An 18,220-nucleotide genomic window follows, 5' to 3' on the forward strand; every position below is an offset into this window, starting at 1 on the left:
AAAAGGAGTTCACCATGGAGAACCGGCCCGACGAGGCGGAGTTCCGGGCCTGGCTGCTGGCCCGCCTCGGCGAATACCTGGAGCGCCCCGTCGAAGACCTGGACACCGCGGTGCCGTTCGCCGAGAGCGGCCTGGACTCGGTGGCGGCGCTGAGCCTGTGCGGCGACATCGAGGACGCCTACGGGCTGGTCCTGGAGCCGACGGTGGTCTGGGACCACCCCACCGTCGCCGCCCTCTCCCGCCACCTGTGCGCCTGCGCCGCGGTCGCCGCCCGCCCCGCCCCCGGGGCCCACTGATGCTCGGCATCGCCGTCACCGGCCTGGACTGCGCCTTCCCCGGCGCCGCCGACCCCGAGGAGTTCTGGCGGCTGCTCGGCCACGGCCGGCAGGCGGTCGGCCCACCGCCGCCCGCCCGCGGCGACGGCCGCCGCGGCGAGCGGCCGGCCGGCTACCTCGACGACGCGGACGCCTTCGACCACGCCTTCTTCGGGATCGACGCCGCCGAGGCCCAGGCCATGGACCCGCGTCAGCGGCTGCTGCTGCAGTGCGTCTGGCGGGCCCTGGAGGACGCCGGCACGCCGCCCGCGGCCCTGGCCGGCACCCAGGTCGGCGTCTACACCGGGACCATGACCGACGACTGGACCGCCCTCCAACTCGCCGACCCCGCCACCGTCTCGGCCCGCACCGGCACCGGCACCGGCCACGCCATGCTCGCCAACCGCCTCTCCTACCAGCTCGACCTGCGCGGCCCCAGCCTCACCGTCGACACCGCCTGCTCCTCCTCCCTGGTCGCGGTGCACCTGGCCTGCACCGCGCTGCTGGCGGGGGAGTGCGACCACGCGGTGGCCGCCGGGGTGAACGTCCTGCTCACCGCCGCGCTCGACGCGGTCTACGCGCGCTCCGGGCTGGCCGCCCCGGACGGCCGCTGCAAACCGTTCAGCCCCGCGGCCGACGGCATCGGCCGGGCGGAAGGGGTGGGCGCGGTGGTGCTGCGCCGCCTGGAGGACGCCCTGGCCGAGGGCCGCCCCGTCTACGCGGTGATCCGCGGCAGCGCCATCAACCAGGACGGCCGCAGCAACGGCATGACCGCCCCCAGCCGCGGCGCCCAGCGCGAGGTGATCACCGCGGCCTGCCACCGCGCCGGGGTCCGCCCCGCCGAGGTCGCCTTCGTCGAGGCGCACGGCACCGGCACCCGCCTGGGCGACCTCATCGAGCTGGGCGCCCTCGGCGACACCTACGGCGCCGAGGACCGTGAACTGCCCTGCCACGTGGGCTCGTTGAAGGGGAACATCGGGCACGCCGAGGGCGCGGCGGGCATCGCCGGACTCATCAAGGCGGTACTCGCGCTGCACCACCGGACGCTGCCGCCCGGCTACGCGGCGGGGGACGACACCCCGGGTCCCGGGCCCGAACGGGCCGGGCTGTGCCTCCCGGACCGGCCGGTGCCGCTGCCGCCGCGGGGGCAGCTGCTGGCCGGCGTGTCGAGCTTCGGGATGGGTGGCAGCAACGCCCACGTGGTCCTGGGCACCGCCCCCGAGCGCCCCTTCGCACCACCCGCGTCGGACGCCGTCCCCAGGGTGTTCACGCTCAGCGCGGACAGCGCCGCCGGACTCCAGCGGAACCTGCTGGTCCAGTCGGAGGCGCTGCCGGACGTCCCGCGGTCCGCCTTCGCCGCCGCCTGCTGGACCAGCAACACCGTCCGCACCCGCCTGCCGTACCGTTTCGCGGCGGTGGCCACCGACCCGGCCGCCGTCGCCCGGGAGCTGCGGGCGGCGGCGCTGGACGCGGACGTGTTCGGCCACTCCGACCGGTTCGCCCGCCCGGACGGCCCGCCGTCCGTCGCCCTCCTCTTCACCGGGCAGGGCTCCCAGTACCCGGCCATGGGCGCCGGGCTGTACGCAGCCGTGCCGTCCTACCGCCGCCACTTCGACGCCGCGGCCGCCGCCCTCGACCCCCACCTGGACCACTCCGTGGCGGAGTCGGTGCTCTCGGGGGACGAGCGGGTGAACCGTACGGAGCGCGCCCAGCCCGCGCTCTTCGCCGTCGGGTACGCGCTGGCCGGGATGGTCGCCGACCTCGGTGTCCGCCCGGTCGCGGTGCTCGGCCACAGCAGCGGGGAGTACGCCGCGGCCTGCGCCGCCGGGGCGCTGACGCTGCCGGACGCGGCCCGGCTGGTCGCCCGGCGGGCCCGGCTGATGGGCGCGCTGCCGGCCGGCGGCGCGATGCTCGCCGCCCGCTGCCGACCGGAGGACGCCCGGGAACTGGTCCGCGGCACCGCGACGGTGGCACTGGCCGCGGTCAACGGCCCCCGCGCCGTGGTCCTGTCCGGCTCCCGCACGGAACTCACATCCATCCAAAGGGAGTTGACGGCGGGCAAGGTCGGGAGCCGGTGGCTGCCGGTCTCGCACGCCGCCCACTCGCCGCTGGTCGAGCCGATGCGGGAACCGTTCGCGCGGGCCGCGGCGGAGGTGCCGGGCAAGGTGCCCACCGTGCCGTTCCACTCCACCGTCCACGGCCGGCGGTGCGGCGACTCCGAAGCGCTCGACGGCGCCTACTGGGCCGACCACCTCACCGCCCCCGTGCGGTTCGCGGACGCGCTGCGCGGGCTGTACCGCGCGCACCGCCCCACCCACCTCGTCGAGATCGGACCGCGCCCGGTCCTCGCCCCGCTCGCGCACCGGCTGGTGCCGCTGCCGAAAGAGGCGTGCCGCCACGCCTGCCAGGGGCCGGAGTCGACCGGCGGGGAAGCGGCTGAACTCGCCGCCGCGCTCTACCGCAGCGGACTCGACCCGGACTGGGCGGCGCTCTACGCACCGGTCGAGCGCACCCCGCACCGCCTCCGCCCGCACGCCTTCGCCACGGCCGCCCGCTTCTGGGCCCGCCCGGAGACCACCCCCCGGCCCACCGCGCCGCCCCCGGTGCCGACCGCCGCACCGCCGGACGGACCCGAGGCGATGCTCGACACCGTCCTCGCCACCACCGCCGCCGTCCTGGGGCGGGAGCCGTCCGACGTACCAGCCGACGCCCGCTTCTACGAGGACCTCGGCTTCGACTCCGTGATGATCATGGAGTTGCGGCACCGCATCGAGCAGTCCTTCCCCGCCCTGGCCGCGGTGCCGCTCTCCGAACTCCTCGACGGCGTCACCGACCCGCGCGGCCTCGCCGAACACCTCCGGCTGCGCTGCTCCGGAGTACGCGCATGACCGCCCCGGTGTACGTGGCCGCCGCCGGCACCGCGCTCCCCGGCCCGCCCGTCGACAACGCCACCCTGGGAGAGCGCCTGGGCCTGCTGCCCGCCTGGGTGGAGTCCTTCATCGGGACCCGCACCCGGCACTTCGCGGTGGACCTCACCGACGGCCGGATCCGGCACACCCTCGCCGACCTGTGCACCGCCGCCGCCCGGCAGGCGATGGACACCGCCGGCATCGGCCCGCACGAGATCGACGCGGTGGTGCTGGCCACCGCCACCCCCGACACCCTGATGCCCACCACCGCCGCCACCGTCGCCGACCGGCTCGGCATCGACGGCGTCCCCGGCTACCAGCTCCAGTCCGGCTGCGCCGGCGCCGTCCAGGCCCTGTCCCTCGCCGCCGCGCTCCTCGGGCAGACCCCGCCCCCGCCCGACCGGGCCCCCGCCGTCCTCGTCCTCGGCGGCGACGTCTGCACCAAGCACCTCGACCTGGGCCGCCCGCTGCACCGACTGCCACCCCGCGCGCTGGTCAACTACGCACTGTTCGGGGACGGCGCGGGCGCCGCCGTCCTCACCGGCGACCCGCTCGGCCACGCCGTGGAGCTGCGGCACACCACCCACCGCATGCACGGCCGGGACCGCGAACCCGGCCAGATCGTCGAATGGTTCGGCAGCGCCGACCGGGACCGCACCGCCCCCGGCGTCAGCGAGGACTACAAGGCCGTCGAGGAACACGTCCCGCCGATGGCCCGCGCCGCACTGACCGGACTGCTGGATGCCACCGGCTGGCCCCCCGCCACCGTGGACTTCCTGCTGCCGCCGCAGCTCGGCGGCAGGATGACCGCCGCCATCGAGGCCACGCTGCGCGAGGCCGCCGGACTGCGCGCGGACTGCACCGCGGTCTCCTGCGTCACCGAGACCGGCAACACCGGCAACGCCCTGCCGTTCCTGCAACTGGCCCGGCTGCTGGCCGAGATGGCCCCCGGCGACCGGGCCCTGGGCGTCGCCATCGAGTCCAGCAAGTGGATCGAAGCCGCCTTCGCGCTGGAAGCGGCATGAGAGGGGAGGCACGACCGTGCGCACCGTACTGGACCTGATCGAGCTGGCCAACGACGAACTCGGGCTGCACCTGCGCCCGGAGGACGCCGGCACCGCCTTCGACGACCTGCCGGAATGGGACTCCGTCCACCTGCTGCGGCTGGTGACCGCCCTGGAGGACGCGCTCGGCGGGCCGGTACCGGTCGCCGAGGTCCTCGGCGCCGCCAGCCTCACCGCCCTCTTCGACCTGGCGGTGCGCCCGTGACCGCCCGCCCCGCCCGGCGCACCCCCGGCACCGCCACCCGGCACCCCGACCGGGCCCGCCGGCACACCCGCTACTTCCTCGACTGGGCCCGCGCCGCCGCCCCGGTCCACCTGGCCGCCGACGTCGACATGTCGGCGGTCGAGGCGCACCGGGCCGCCGCCCGGGAGGCGAGCCGCCGCTACTCCGCCGTCAGCTACCTGCTGTTCGCCGGGGCCCGCACGCTCGCCGCCCACCCGGAGGCCAACGCCGCGGCCCTGGGCACCGCCCGCCCCCGCCTGGCCCGCTACCGCGCGGTCAACGCCAAACTCGCCCTGGACCGCACCCACGGCGGCCACCGCACCGTCCGCACCGCCGTCCTCACCGGCGCCGACCGGCTCGACCTGGACGCCGTCCAGGAATGGGTAGTCCGCTGCCGCGACGACGACCCGGCGACCCTGCCCGGCGCGGCCGGCCTGCGACTGCTGCGCCGACTGCCCCCGCCCCTGGGACGGCTCGCCTTCCGCGCCGCGGTCCGCGCCCCCGACCGGCGGGCGGCACTCCTCGGCACCTTCGCCGTCAGCTCCCTCGGGCACCGCCGGGTGGACACCTTCCACTCCTACGGAGGCACCGCCGTCACCCTCTGCGCGGGACGCACCGCCCCGCGCCCGGTGGTCCGGGACGGCCGGATCGTCCCGGCCCCGGTCATGCGGCTGGGCCTCACCTTCGACCACCGTGTGCTGGACGGCGCCGCGGCCGCGGAACTCCTGGACGATCTGGTGCGCCGCTTGGAGGAATGGGATGCCGGTCCTTCCGGGACTCCCGACGGTCGGCCCGGCCGGGCCGGCGATCGCCGTGCTGCACACACCGGGACCGGACGGTCCCTGGCAGCCGGTGCGTGACGCCCTCGCGGGCAGCGGCTCGGTGGTGGTGCACGCCCGGCCCGGAGGCTGGCTGCCGGCCGACCCCGACGACCCCCGGCTGCGCGCCCTGCTGGGCCGCGACTACCCGCGCTACCGCAAGATGTCGCACCCGCAGGTCCGCGGCCGGTTCGTCGCCTCGCGGCTGCTGCTCAAGTACGCCGCCTGCTCGGTCATCCACGCCGCGCCGCACTCCGTCGAACTGGCCTACAAACCCGGCGGCCGGCCCTACCTGCGCGGCCTCGACCAGATCGACATCAGCCTCAGCCACACCGACGACCTGCTGCTGGTCGGCCTCACCCGGCGCGGCTGGATCGGCGTGGACGCCGAACTGTCCGACCGCCGGATGGCCCGCACGGGCATCGAACGGCAGGTCTGCACCCCCGCCGAGCGGCGCATGCTGGACGCCGTCCCCGAAGCCGACCGCAATGCCGCACTGATCCGGCTGTGGACCCTCAAGGAGGCGTACAGCAAGGCGATCGGCCAGGGCATGCGCTTCCCGTTCACCGAGTTCGGCTTCGGGCCCGGCGACCGCCCGGTCACCGTGCTGTGCCCCGACGGCGCGCCGGGCACCGGCGAGGAGTGGTCGTTCGCCACCCACACCGTGGCCGGCGACTACACCATCAGCATCGCGCGGTACGACGCCGGCTTCGGCGACACCGGCGACACCGCCGCCGGAACCATGCTCGACGAGGGACTGATGCAGGCCCTCCTGGAACTCGCGGACGCCGAACGGTGACCGGGGCGAACGGAAGAAAACGGGAGGGGCGATGACCGGACCGGAAGCGAAACGGCAGCCGAGGGCCAACATGACGGAGCGTCAACTGACCGCGGACGTCTGCGTCGTGGGCGGTGGACCCGCCGGTCGCGCGCTCGCCCTCGCACTGGCCCGGCACGGCCGCTCCACCGTCCTCCTGGAGAAGAACGGCACCGCCCGCCGGGCCTTCCGCGGGGAGTCCGTCGCCCCCGACGCGGTACGGCTGCTGGCCGGACTCGGCGTCCTCGACGGGCTGCGCACGGCCGCCCTGCCGGTACGTCGGCTGACCGTCGCCGACGGCGGACACACCGTCCTCGCCGTCGACTTCGACTCCTTCCCGTACGCCTACCGCACCCCCCTGGAAATCCCCCAGCCCACCCTGACCGCCGCCCTGGCCGACGCCGCGCACCGGACCGGAGCGGTCACCACCCTCGAACGGGCCACGGTCACCGCTCTGCTACGGGACGACGCCGGCCGGGTCCGCGGGGTGGCCGCCACCACCCCCGACGGCACCGTCGAGGTGCGCGCCGCCCTCACCGTCGGCGCCGACGGGCGGCACAGCACGGTCCGCGACCTCGCCGCGCTGCCCTGGCACAGCACCCCCCTCGACCGCGACGTCATCTGGCTCAAACTCCCCTTCCCGCACGGCAATTGGGACCGCCACGCCTACCAGGTCCGAATCCGCGGCAACCGGCACGGCCTCTTCCTCCCCAGCGCCGACGGCCGGCTCCGGGTCGGCCTCAACATCCCCAAGGGCGGCTTCAAACAGCTGCGCGCCCAGGGCGTCGCCGCCCTCCACCGCCGCCTCGCCGAACTGGCCCCGGAACTCGCCGACACCGCCTGCCACACCCTCACCGGCTGGTCCGGCACCGCCCTCCTGGACATCTTCTCGACCGACGTCCCGCACTGGTACGCCCCCGGCCTGGCCCTCGTCGGCGACGCCGCCCACACCCTCTCCCCGGTCCTCGGCCAGGGCGTCAACCACGCCCTGGCCGACGCCGTCGCCCTCGCCGCCCACACCGCACCCGCCCTGCACCACCACGACCCGCCCGCCCTGGACGCGGCACTGGCCCGCTACCAGTCCCACCGGGCACCCGTGGTGCGCCGCGCCCGCGCCCTCCAACTCCGCCAGGAACGGGTCTTCGCCTTCGCCGCCCCGCTCGCCGTCGCCCTCCGCCGCGGCGCCTACCGCGCCCTGCACCACACCCCCGCCCTGCGCCGCCGCGTCCTGGAACCCGTCTACTTCCCCGGCCGGCAACGCCTCCGCCGCCCGGCCCGCCCCCTGGAGACCCCGTGACCACCGCAGCCACCACCCGCGCCGGCCACCTCGACGAACTCCGCGACCTGGTCATGCTGCACGCCCGCGCCCAGGGCCTCCCCCCGGCCCACTGCCGGACCCTGCTCGCCCGGATCCGCACCCCCGACGGGGACGCCGACGGGCCCGGCTCCTGGGCGGGGGAGTGGTGCGCGGCCGGCGACCGGCTCACCGCCCGCGGCCGCCTGCTGGACGCCTGCCGGCACTACGCCCTGGGCCGTTTCCCCTACGTCGACGGGCCCGGGCGGCAGCGCGCCCAGGACGCCTGCACCGCCGCCTTCGACCGCTGGCGCCGCGGCACCGCCGGCCGCCGGCTCCGCGTGGAACGGCTCACCGTCACCCACCCCGCCGGCACCCAGACCGCCTGGGCCGCCGGACTGGGCGACCCGGCCCGGCCGCTGCTGCTGATCACCGGCGGGATCGTCAGCGTCAAGGAGCAGTGGGCGCCCCTGCTGCGCCTGGCGCCCGCGCTCGGCATGGCCGTGGTCGCCGCCGAACTGCCCGGCGTCGGCGAGCACACCGCCCGCTACGGCCCCGGCGCCCACACCGCGTACACCGCCCTGCTCGACGCGCTCACCGGCCGCGCCGACACCACCCGCACGCACGCCCTCGCGCTCAGTTTCAGCGGCCACCTGGTGCTGCGCTGCGCCCTCGACGACCCGCGGATCCGCTCGGTCGCCACGGTCGGCGCCCCGCTCGGCCCCTTCTTCCGCGACCCGGCCTGGCGCCGCCGCGTCCCGCTGACCACCCGCCGCACCCTGGACCACCTCACCGACGGCACCACCGACCACGCCCTCCCCGAACTGGCCCTCACCGAAGCCCAGTTGCGCGGCCTCGACCTGGACGTGGCCTACGTCGCCAGCCTCCGCGACGAGATCGTGCCGCTCACCGAGGTGGCGCTGCTCCGCCGGACCGTCACCCGCAGCCGGGCACTGGTCCTCGACGACGTCCACGGCGCCCCCGCGCACCTGGCGGTCGTCCGCCCCTACCTGCTGGCCCACGCGCTGCGCGCCGCCCGGGCCCATCCGGCCCGGCGCGCACTGTTCGGCGCCCTGTCCGCAACCGCCCGGGCCCGCCGCGCCCTGCCCGGCGGTGCCGCATGACGACCTGGACCTGGACCTGGACCGCCCCCGCCGGGCGGGCGCTGAGCGGAACCCTGGGGATCGCGGCACTCCTGGCCGGCGCCCGCATCGCCGGCCCGCGCGACAAGGTGCTGTGGGCGGCCGCCCTGGCACCCGACACCGCCCTCCTCCTCGGCGCGGCCGCCGCCCCCACCTGGCGCCGACTCCCGCGGTACGCCATCGGCCCCTACAACGCCCTGCACTCCCCGGCGGTACCCGCCACCCTGCTCACCGCGGCCGCACTGACCCGCCACCGCCCGCTGCTGGTGGCCGGCCTGGCCTGGTTCGGCCACCTGGGCTGGGACCGCGCCTGGGGCTACGGCCCACGGGACGCGGACGGGTTCGTCGCGGGGCGGGGGCGGGGAGCGTAGGGCGGACTGATCCGCATGGAGTTGGTCCCGCGGGGGCGGGGCCCTGAATGGGCATGCCTTGGCAGGTGAGGCCGGGAAGCGGAGGTCGAGCCCCGTGGCTGTCCAGAAGTGGCACCGCCCAGTGTCCGTGTGAGGTGGTACGGCGGTGGTTCTCGGACAAGGTTGTCCGACTCACGGTGGCAGCGGTCGGGTCGGCGTACACCTCATGATGGAGGGCGAGGCCGCCTACAGGGCAGATGGAGAAGGCGAGTGCTGTCGGACGAAGCGTGGCGTGAGCTACGGGACCAAGGTGCGTACCGCAATTTCCGCGAACGCAGTGTGATGCTGCGACAAGGGTCCGCGGGTACGCATTTGCTCGCCCTCACCGAGGGCCTTGCGAAGGTCGTGTGCCGGGAACCGTGTGGAGTCGTGACCTGGCTGGCGTTTCGGGGGCCGGGCGACCTGTTGGGCGAGGTGTCCGTTTTCAGCGGCACCCCGCGTACGGCAGAAGTAGTGGCGCTCACCCCCTGCACGGCAGTGGTACTGGAGGCAGAACGGTTCCGGCGATTCATCGAACAGCGGGGACTCGTCATGGACTTGATGCGCCAGGCGCTCTCCCGGCTGCGGGAGTCCGATGCACACCGGACCGAACTGCTGACCCTTCCGTTGGTCGTCCGGCTGGCGCGGGCACTTCTGCGACTGGCCGAACTCACCATGTCCGGTACTGAGGCGGGAGTCGTACGGCTGACCGGCCTGAGCCAGGAGGAGATCGCCCAGGCGACCGGAGTGACGCGTAACGCGGTCATCACCGGACTGCAACGGCTACGAGAGTCCGGTGCCGTGGAGACGGCCCGCAAGGTCATCGTCATCAAGGACATGGCGGTACTTCGGGACTGGGCAACGGCCGACCCGAAAAGTAGGTTTGCGTAGTTCTCCTCGCCCTCCGATTGAAGGAGCGCACGCGCCAAGGTGGCAGGGCCGTCGCCTGAGGGCCTCCCCGCGCTGTGACGTGGAACACCCTGGAAGTGCCCTGGGCTGTGCAGTTGGACGGACGGAACCGGCGGAACCTCGAATCAGCCGGTTACCGGCTACGTCACCGTCCCCCCGGCCGCCAGGAGATCACCTATGTCCACGCCCGTTCCTGCCCCGTACGCCGAGAGCCGACCGCTTCCTCCCTACCGTGCCCTGTTCGCCGTCGACGCAAAGGACTTCACCGGCCTTCCCGCGGTACAGCACGGTCCGGTGAGCCAGTTGATCCCCGAACTCGTCGACCAGGCCCTGGAGCGAGCCGGCCTCCACGAGCTGCGCGATTCCAAGCGGTTTCCGGCCAACACCGGGGACGGCGTGGTGTTCGGGTTCGATCCGGCGTTGCTGCCCTTCGTCCTCTGGCCGTTCCTGGGTGTGCTCGACGACATCCTCGGCGCGTACAACAGGCAGTGCGTGGGCCCCCGCATCCGGCTCCGGGCCAGCGTCCACGTCGGACCGTTGCCGGACGCGGACCGCCCGGGCGACGGCAACGGCTCTGCCCGCAACGACACGCATCGGCTGCTGGACTCCCGTCCGGTCAAGGCCATCCTGGCCGCGGCGAGCGAGCAGGTCACCCACCTGGCGGCGGTCATCTCGCAGCGCGTCTACGAGGACGTCGTGCTCGGCGCGTACACCGGACTGCACCCCGACCGCTGTGTGGAGGTGCCCGCCACCGTGGAGGGCAAGAACTTCTCGCAGCGGGCATGGCTGTATGTCCCATCGCCGTCCGGAAACCTCCTGCAGGCCGGTGTGCGACCGCGCGAGGAAGCTCCCGTGCAGGCAGCTGAGTCCGGAGACCGGGAACAGGACGCGGTGGTGCGGCCCGGCACGCACTACAGCGGCAACACGCAGCACGTGGGTGAAGGCGCCGCGGTGATGGGGAACGTCGGACGGGACATCACGTACACCGGGGGTTCCACCACGTATCACGGCACCAATCAGCACTGGGGCGGCGGCGACAACGTGGCGGGCGACAAGCGGGTCGGCGGAGCCGGAGACCACCGGTGAGCGCCGGAGCGGACCCCACTCCGAACGCCCCGGATGCCGAAGGCCGACCGGACCCGGGGAACTCCTACCGGGAGAACCAGCAGCGGCTCGACCAAGGCATCGCGTTCATGGGCGACATCGCCGGCGACTTCACCGTGGTGTTCGGTGCCGATGAGGCCGTCACGGAGCGCATCGTGCCACCCCGCCTGAGGGAGGGACCGTACCCGGCGGACGACGTGCGGGCCCGATTGCGCGGATTCGTCGAACCGCCGGCCTACGCGCAGTGCCGCAAGGTCCTGGATGGCCACATCCTGGTGCTGAGGGCCAGCGGCGGGACAGGCGCGAGCACCGCCGGCTTCGCCTTGCTGGCCGACCGGTACGGAGCCGGTGGCATCACCGGCCTGGACTCGCCGGACGACCTCTCGCACTGGCACCCCAAGGAGGCGCGCGGCTATCTGCTCCAGGGGTTGTCCCCGGTGGGCGCCGCTTCTCTCAGCGAAGTCGCGCTCACCCGGCTGGCCGCGCTGCTGCGCCGGGTGGGCGCACATCTGGTCGTCACCGTACGGGCGGCGGCGGTGCTTCCGGGCGACACGGTGCCCTGGCAGGTCGTGCACCGCCCCCCGCTGCCGACCGAGGTGGCCACGAAGCGCCTGATCGCCATGGGCGATGCGGGCGAACTCCATGCCGAGCAAGTCGCCGACGCACTGGCGCATCTGACCTCCGCGGACTTCACCGGCTATTTGCAGGGCCGCTGCCTGCCACGGGACGGGGTCGAGGTGGCCGAGGGCCTGCGGGATCTCGTCCTGTCGGGGAACTCCGCCGCGTCCGTGCTCGACGAGTTGCAGGCGGGCAGTCTCACGGAGGCCCGTAGAACACTGGCGGAGTCGAGTCACCGAGCCGACCGTTTGTCCCTGATGGCCGCGATCTCGCTGCTGCCCGGACAGGATCGAACGGTCATCGAGGAGTTCAGCGCGATTCTCCGCCGCCGCATCGACGAACGCGGCGGTCCGGCTGGCGGCATGACCGGGCAGCGGGAGCGCAACGGTATGCAGGGACCCTCTACGGAGGGAGCGGAGGCGCGGCGCGATGTTCTCGGGCCGGCCTTCGAGGACCGGCTGGCGGCCGTCGACGCGCACCCGCTGCCCTTGAGCTTCGGGACGGCACAGCACTATCCGGTCCAGCCGGTGGCCTTCTCCGGGCGTCATCGGTCGGACTCTCTGCTGCGTTGCCTGTGGTTGGACTACGAAGGCATGGCGGGCCTGCTGTGGAAGACCTTGGAGGAGGCTCCCCACCACTCCGGCATCGAACTGGCGGCCGGTCAGGCGATCGGGAAGGTCCTGGTCCACGCGACCGGCCGCGGCGCTCTGCGCCAACTGCAGCCCTTCGCCGCATCGGACAGGCGCTGGCAGCGCCGTCTGGTGGCCTACGCACTCGGGGAGATGGTCGAGCACCCCGCTCTTACGGGCGCGGTGCGGGAGCAGCTACGGCAATGGAGCCGGGCCGCGCCCGTCCCCCTTCGCTGCACTGTTGCCGAGACCTGCGCCGGCAGTTACGGCCTGGCCAGGCCCGCCGTCGCCCTCAAACTCCTGGACTCCGTACTCGGCGAGTCGGAAGCGAAGCTGGAAGGCAGCTTGAAGGCCGCTGTGTCCTTCGCTCTCGGCACTCTTCTCTCCGAGGACGCCAACCTCGTCCTCGTCCTCGACCGCTTGCGGGAATGGCAGCAGACCGACACCGATACACAGCGTCATGCCATGGCTGTCCATGTCATGGCGTCGATGAGCGTGGCGACCTTCCCCCAGCCAGGCGCACCGGGCGTACGACGCGTGCGCCTCGCCGACCTGCTCGTCGACCACTCCGAGCGGGCCCTCGATCTCGTGACGGCAGCCCTGGACGACCCCGCCACCCACGAAGCGACGGCGACGGGCCTGTCCCAGATCGAGAGCGATCCGGGCCTACGGCAGACGACCGGCTTCCTGGACTTCCTCACCGCACTTTCCAGCAGGGCCCGCAGCCACCGTGGCGTCCTGCGATTCGTCCTGCGCCGTCATCGCTCCCGTACGGCTTCCTCAGAAGGATTCGCCTCATGACTGATCCACTCATCGCACCTCTGAACTCCTCACCGGCCTGGGAGTTGTTCCGTCTGCGGTTCGGCTCCCCGGAGGATCGGGCCCTGGTGTTTCTCGCGGCCGACGGGGCCGACGGAATGGTGCCGCCCCGCAACGGCGACTACTGGGGCTATCCGCGACCGACAATGCGAGCGGTGCGTCAGGGGGGCTTCTTCGACGTCGTATGGGTCTCGCTCGCGGAACGGCGGATTTCGGTCGACATCCCGCGTCGGCCGCCCAAAGCACCTGCCCGCTACGGGGTTGCCTGGAAGGTCACCAACCCGGTCGTCGCGGCGCGGAACCGGATCACCGAGGAAGGAGCCCGACACCTGGTGGTCGGCCACATCAACGAAAACGCCACCGTGCCCGGCGCCGCGGACCCGCTGCGGAAGCCCCCGCCGCACTTCGGTACCACCGAGGTCGAGCCGCCCGGCCGGCTACGGGTGATCGAAGGCTTCGGCCTGACGTACTGGTTCCTGGACCCGCCGGCTGCTCTCCTGCCCACCCCCGTCGCCGGCCGTGAGCCGACCCTTCCGCCAGGCTTCGGCGAAGCCCACCGCGAGGCGTACCGCTTCTACCGCGAAGTCGTCGCGGGCGGGCCCGTCGGTCTGGCCGCCCTGTGGCTGCTGCACCAGCCGGAACAGGCAAGGGAGGTGCTCGACTGGACGGTGACCCACCGCAGTCTCCTCTCCGACCGCGACGGCTGGGAACACGCCCTCGCGGCAACGCTCCAGTCACTGACCCCGGAGGACCGGGGGTTCGTCGGCGTCAACTTGGCGCGCGTTCTGAGCGATGTGGGGGTCCCGCAGGGCGATGAGGTCCTGCGGCGGATCGGCCACATCGACGAGGAGGAACCTGGGAACGGCCCGTATGGGGGCGACCAGTGATACTCCGGCTGCCCTTCGCCAGCCGCCTCCCAAGGGGGGCCGAGCCCGCGGACGTGGAGGCCCTGTCGCGCGAGCTGATCGCTCAGAACCACGTCGAGATAGGGCGGGCGGACGGAAAGGCCGCGGTCCTGCTCGCCGCCGGGGGATCGCTGCTCGGACTCCTCCTGGTCCACCGCCCGCCGGGCAGCTTCTGGCCTCATCAGCTGTGGTGGACGGCCGTGGTGTCCACCACAGCGGCCCTGCTGTTCCTCCTGGCGGCGCTGGTGCCCCGGCGCGGACCCAGGCTCCGGGAGAGCTCCCGCGTCCTTGCCTATTACGGGGACGTGGTCCGGGCGGAGAAGCATGCGGAACTTCCATCGGAGTTACTCCTGAGCAGCGTCGATCCGCACCGCCGCCTGTACCGGGCCCTGACGGCGACCAGTCGCATCGCCCGCACCAAGAACAGGTGTGTGCGCGGCGCCGTGCTCCTGCTGCTCCCGGCGGTCACCGCGGTGAGCGTGGCGCTGCTCTCCCCTTCGTGAGGTGCCTCGGAAGGCGAGAAAGGGCAGGAAAGGGAAGAAAGAGGGAGGGCCTGGGCGGCAGTGCCACGGGGCCAGGGCCGCGTGTACCGGGTGGGGCGACGGGCGGGCTCGTCCGGAGGCCGTCGTGGGGGCCTGGGAGAGTGACGGCGGGCCGTCGCTCCGGGCCCGCCGTCACCAGGTGACCGGTAGTGCCTCCAGGCGGTTGAGCATCAGCCCGGACCGCATCCGGACCCGGTCCTCGGGGACGGCGAGCCGGAGGCCGGGGAAGCGTGCGGCCAACGCGCCCAGGGCGATGCGCAGTTCGGTGCGGGCCAGCGGTGCGCCAAGGCAGAAGTGCGGGCCGTGGCCGAAGGCGAGATGGGTGCCGTCGTGGCGGTCCGGGCGGTAGGCGGCGGGGTCCGGGAAGCGGGCCGGGTCGCGGTTGGCGGCGCAGACCGCGGCGATCACCGCGCTGCCGGCCGGGATCGGGCAGCCGGCGAGTTCCACGTCCTCCAGGGTGACGCGCAGCGGACCGCCGTCCCCGATGGGGTTGATGCGCAGCAACTCCTCGACGGCGGCGGAGAGTTGTTCGGGGGAGGAGCGCAGTGCGGCGAGCGCGCCCGGGTGGCGCAGCAGGGTGAAGACGGCGGTGCCGAGAACCGAGGCGGTGGTCTCGTAGCCGGCGACGAGCAGGGTGAGGACCATCGTCAGCAGTTCGCGCTCGGAGAGTCGGCCCCGCTCGTCGCGGGCCGCGACCAGCGCGCTCAGCAGGTCGTCGCCGGGCTCCGCGCGTTTGGCGGCGATCAGCGAGCCCAGGTACTCCAGCAGGGCGGCGCGCCGGGCCAGTGCCTCCGCGCGGTCCAGCGCGGTGATCGACAGCACCGCCTCCGACCAGTCCCGGAAGTCCGCCCGGTCGGCCGGCGGTACCCCGAGCAGTTCGCAGATCACGGCCACCGGCAGCGGCTGGGCCAGGGCCTCCAGGACGTCGACCGGGCCGCCGTGCCGCGCCATGGCGTCCAGCAGCCCGTCGGTGAGCTCCGCGATCCGCGGGGTGAGGGCGGCGACCCGGCGCGGGGTGAACTCCCGGGCGACCAGGGACCGCAGCCGGGTGTGCTCGGGCGGGTCCATGGTGAACAGCCCGCCCTGCTCGAACGCCACCGTGGTCAGCCGGGGGGCGCCGGGCGCCACGGTGGCCGCCCGGCTGAACCGGGGATCTCCCAGTACGGTGCGGACGTCCTCGTGACGGGAGACGACGTAGCCCTCGTCGCCGCTGGGGAAGCGGGCCGGGCAGACCGGTGCGCTCTGCGTCAACTCCTCGTAGACCGGCGGGACCTCGGTCGCCGAGGGGCGGGGGAAGGGGTAGGCGCGCACGGGGGCGGCGGCAGGGGCGCGGTCGGTCATGGTGCCTCCGGGGCTGCGGCGGTGCACGGGCAGGGCGGACGTGGGGGCGGGCCTGGGCGGGCCGCGTGCGGCCGCAGTGAGCATCGCCCGGCGGTCCACAGTGCCGGTCGAGGCGGGCTGGAGGGGCGGATCCGGGGCCGCTCACTCCTGAGCAGACGCGGCACCGCGGGCGGCCGCATGGTGGCAGGCCGGCCCGCACCCGTGAGCGTCCGCGGGCCGTCCGGAGACGGACCGAAGGAGAGGCCGCGCACCATGACCGACGCGACATCCACCACCGAGGGACAGCTGGCGCCCTTCCCCGAGGACTGGGAGCGGGCGCTGGCCGTCGTCGCCCACCCCGACGACCTGGAGTTCGGTTCCGCGGGCGCGATCGCCGCCTGGACCGCCGCCGGCAAGGAGGTCGTCTACCTGTTGGCCAGCCGCGGCGAGGCGGGCATCGACGGGATGGCGCCGGAGGAGGCCCGGCCGGTCCGCGAGGCGGAGCAGCGCGACAGCGCCCAGATCGTCGGCGTCAAGGAGGTCGAGTTCCTCGACCACCGGGACGGCGTCATCGAGTACGGGCTGCCGCTGCGCCGGGACATCGCCGCGGCGATCCGCCGCCACCGCCCCGACCTCGTCCTCACCTACAACCACCGCGACCTGGCCTGGGTGAACCACCGCTGGAACATGCCCGACCACCGCAACACCGGGCGGGCCGCGCTGGACGCGGTGGCCGACGCCGCCAACCGCTGGGTCTTCCCCGAACTGCTGGAACAGGGCCTGGAACCCTGGAGCGGCGTCCGGCACGTCGCCATCGCCTCCTCCGCGCAGCCCACCCACGCCGTCGACATCACCGCCACCCTGGACACCGCGGTGGCCTCCCTGGAGGCGCACCGGGTCTATCTGGACGGGGCCGGGATCGGGGACGTCCGCGGGCCGATCACCGGGTTCGCCCGGCAGATCGGCGAGCGGTTCGGCGGCCGGCCGGCGGCCTCCTTCGAACTCCTCAACCGCTGACCGGTGGACGCCGCGACGCGCCTGCGTCCGCTGATGGACGCGGTGCACGACACCGCCACGGAGGTCCGGGCCAAAAGCCCCGACTACTTCGCCGACCGACCGCTGCGCCTGGACCGGGACCTGTTGGCCCGCTACGGCGGTCCGGCGGGCGCCGACGGGACCCTGGCCCGGCTGCTGGGGGACGCCTACGGCCTGACCGTCGAGCCGGTCGACGGGCCGGAGGCACTGACCGCCGTGGACCGGCTCCTCGCCGAGCGGGCGACCGGCGGATCCGGCGCGTCCGGCGCGTCCGGTGCTTCCGCCACCGCCCCGCCGGAGCCCGAACTCGCCGCCGTACTGCGCTCGGTGGCCACCGCCCAGCAGGAGCGCGACCGCCTGGACCGGGCGGCGGCCGAACGGATCGCCGCCCGTCCCCCGGAGCGGACCGGCGTCATGGGCGGCGTGCTCCACTACGCCGCCGCCGGCCCCCGCCGGGAGGGCGCCCCGCCCGTCGTCCTCCTCAACGCCCTCGGTATGGGCCCCGCCCTGTGGTACCCGCTGATGGGGCAACTCGCCCAGGAGCACCGCGTGGTGACGTGGGCGCCGCGGGGCACCGCCCCCGGTTCCCGGCCGCTGCGGGTCCGGGACCACGCCGCCGACCTCGAAGCGGTGCTGGTCGCCGAGGGCGCCACCGCCTGCCACCTCGTCGGCTGGTGCACCGGCCCCAAGGTCGCGATGGCCTTCCACCGCCGCCGCCCGGACGCGGTGCGGTCGATGGTCTGGCTGCACGGCTCGTTCCGCCGCACCGACGACGCCGGCGGGCGGGAACCGGACACCTCCTACGAGCGCAATCTGGAGGAACTGTGCCGGGCGGTGGCGGCCCGGCCGGCCATGGCCGACACTCTCCGCCGGATCTTCGACGGAGGGGGCGGCGCCGACCCCGGCACCAGCACCGGGACCGACGCCGCCCCCGGCACGGAGGCCGATCCGCGCCGCTTCGCCGAAGAGGTGCTGGCGCGCCCGGCCCGCGCCCTCGACGAGGAGCTGCGCCGCCCGTTCGCCACCGGCCCGGTCCTCGCCGCCTACGCCCGCCAGCTCCTCGACTACTGGGCCGACGACGCCCTGGCGCACGCCCCGCAGGTCCGGGTCCCGGTGCTGTGCGTGGGCGCCGCGTACGACCGGATCGCGTCGCCGGAGCGGCTGGCGCAGGCGGTGGACCGCTTCCCGGACGCCCGCTACCGGCAGCTCACCGGCGCCACCCACCACTCGATGTACGACCGGCCGCGCGAGATCGCCGGACTGCTGACCGGCTTCCTGCGCGCGGTCGAGCCCACCGGGACGCCCCGCACCCCCGCTCAATTGTGAGCGGCACCGCAGGGCGCCCCTCCCTAGCGTCATCCGATACGGG

At 74.4% G+C, this 18,220-nt stretch carries 17 protein-coding genes; 16 read left to right on the forward strand and 1 reads right to left on the reverse strand.

What is annotated here, in order from left to right; all coding sequences use genetic code 11:
• Window positions 1-14 precede the first annotated feature (14 nt).
• From CG747_RS15805 to CG747_RS15865, 14 genes are all read left to right on the forward strand, one after another.
• A complete protein-coding gene (locus CG747_RS15805; protein WP_100602357.1) occupies window positions 15-296 on the forward strand; it encodes an acyl carrier protein in 282 nt (93 codons plus the stop codon).
• Window positions 296-3,202 (forward strand): type I polyketide synthase, encoded by a 2,907-nt coding sequence (locus tag CG747_RS15810; protein ID WP_100602429.1) that lies wholly within the window; start codon window positions 296-298, stop codon window positions 3,200-3,202. Before CG747_RS15805 ends, CG747_RS15810 begins: the two co-directional genes overlap by 1 nt.
• Window positions 3,199-4,248 (forward strand): 3-oxoacyl-ACP synthase III family protein, encoded by a 1,050-nt coding sequence (locus tag CG747_RS15815; protein WP_100602358.1) that lies wholly within the window; start codon window positions 3,199-3,201, stop codon window positions 4,246-4,248. Before CG747_RS15810 ends, CG747_RS15815 begins: the two co-directional genes overlap by 4 nt.
• Window positions 4,249-4,264: 16 nt before the next feature.
• On the forward strand, window positions 4,265-4,492 hold the full coding sequence (locus CG747_RS47195) for a phosphopantetheine-binding protein (protein WP_146022089.1): 228 nt from the start codon (window positions 4,265-4,267) through the stop codon (window positions 4,490-4,492).
• A complete protein-coding gene (locus CG747_RS15820; protein ID WP_257980440.1) occupies window positions 4,489-5,370 on the forward strand; it encodes a 2-oxo acid dehydrogenase subunit E2 in 882 nt (293 codons plus the stop codon). Before CG747_RS47195 ends, CG747_RS15820 begins: the two co-directional genes overlap by 4 nt.
• Window positions 5,363-6,127 carry a 4'-phosphopantetheinyl transferase superfamily protein gene (locus CG747_RS15825; protein ID WP_374701778.1) on the forward strand — a complete coding sequence of 255 codons (765 nt, stop codon included), beginning with the start codon at window positions 5,363-5,365 and terminating at the stop codon, window positions 6,125-6,127. Before CG747_RS15820 ends, CG747_RS15825 begins: the two co-directional genes overlap by 8 nt.
• Before the next feature lie 31 nt (window positions 6,128-6,158).
• Window positions 6,159-7,442, forward strand: a complete 1,284-nt coding sequence (locus CG747_RS15830; RefSeq protein ID WP_257980441.1) for an FAD-dependent oxidoreductase — start codon at window positions 6,159-6,161, stop codon at window positions 7,440-7,442.
• Window positions 7,439-8,563 carry an alpha/beta hydrolase gene (locus CG747_RS15835; RefSeq protein WP_100602361.1) on the forward strand — a complete coding sequence of 375 codons (1,125 nt, stop codon included), beginning with the start codon at window positions 7,439-7,441 and terminating at the stop codon, window positions 8,561-8,563. The genes CG747_RS15830 and CG747_RS15835 overlap by 4 nt, the downstream gene beginning before the upstream one ends.
• On the forward strand, window positions 8,560-8,952 hold the full coding sequence (locus tag CG747_RS15840) for a DUF4260 family protein (RefSeq protein ID WP_100602362.1): 393 nt from the start codon (window positions 8,560-8,562) through the stop codon (window positions 8,950-8,952). The genes CG747_RS15835 and CG747_RS15840 overlap by 4 nt, the downstream gene beginning before the upstream one ends.
• 249 nt (window positions 8,953-9,201) lie before the next feature.
• A complete protein-coding gene (locus CG747_RS15845; RefSeq protein WP_100602363.1) occupies window positions 9,202-9,861 on the forward strand; it encodes a Crp/Fnr family transcriptional regulator in 660 nt (219 codons plus the stop codon).
• A gap of 195 nt (window positions 9,862-10,056) precedes the next feature.
• Window positions 10,057-10,965, forward strand: coding sequence for a hypothetical protein (locus tag CG747_RS15850; RefSeq protein ID WP_100602364.1), 909 nt, complete (start codon window positions 10,057-10,059; stop codon window positions 10,963-10,965).
• Entirely contained in the window at window positions 10,962-13,031 is a 2,070-nt protein-coding gene (locus CG747_RS15855) for a hypothetical protein (RefSeq protein ID WP_100602365.1), read from the forward strand. Before CG747_RS15850 ends, CG747_RS15855 begins: the two co-directional genes overlap by 4 nt.
• Window positions 13,028-13,936: a hypothetical protein gene (locus tag CG747_RS15860; RefSeq protein ID WP_257980442.1), complete on the forward strand. Its 909-nt coding sequence runs from the start codon at window positions 13,028-13,030 to the stop codon at window positions 13,934-13,936. The genes CG747_RS15855 and CG747_RS15860 overlap by 4 nt, the downstream gene beginning before the upstream one ends.
• 53 nt (window positions 13,937-13,989) lie before the next feature.
• Window positions 13,990-14,457, forward strand: a complete 468-nt coding sequence (locus CG747_RS15865; protein ID WP_219621461.1) for a Pycsar system effector family protein — start codon at window positions 13,990-13,992, stop codon at window positions 14,455-14,457.
• Between the two features lie 171 nt (window positions 14,458-14,628).
• On the opposite strand, the gene CG747_RS15870 is transcribed toward CG747_RS15865, so the two are convergent.
• Window positions 14,629-15,837 carry a cytochrome P450 gene (locus CG747_RS15870; protein WP_100602366.1) on the reverse strand — a complete coding sequence of 403 codons (1,209 nt, stop codon included), beginning with the start codon at window positions 15,835-15,837 and terminating at the stop codon, window positions 14,629-14,631.
• A 252-nt stretch (window positions 15,838-16,089) separates the two neighbouring features.
• Here CG747_RS15870 and CG747_RS15875 point away from each other — a divergent pair, with 252 nt between their 5' ends.
• Entirely contained in the window at window positions 16,090-16,833 is a 744-nt protein-coding gene (locus CG747_RS15875; protein WP_100602367.1) for a PIG-L deacetylase family protein, read from the forward strand.
• Window positions 16,834-16,836: 3 nt separating this feature from the next.
• Window positions 16,837-18,177 (forward strand): alpha/beta fold hydrolase, encoded by a 1,341-nt coding sequence (locus tag CG747_RS15880; protein ID WP_100602368.1) that lies wholly within the window; start codon window positions 16,837-16,839, stop codon window positions 18,175-18,177.
• Window positions 18,178-18,220: the final 43 nt, after the last annotated feature.

The organism is Streptomyces sp. CB02959, from assembly GCF_002803155.1.
Lineage (GTDB): Bacteria > Actinomycetota > Actinomycetes > Streptomycetales > Streptomycetaceae > Streptomyces.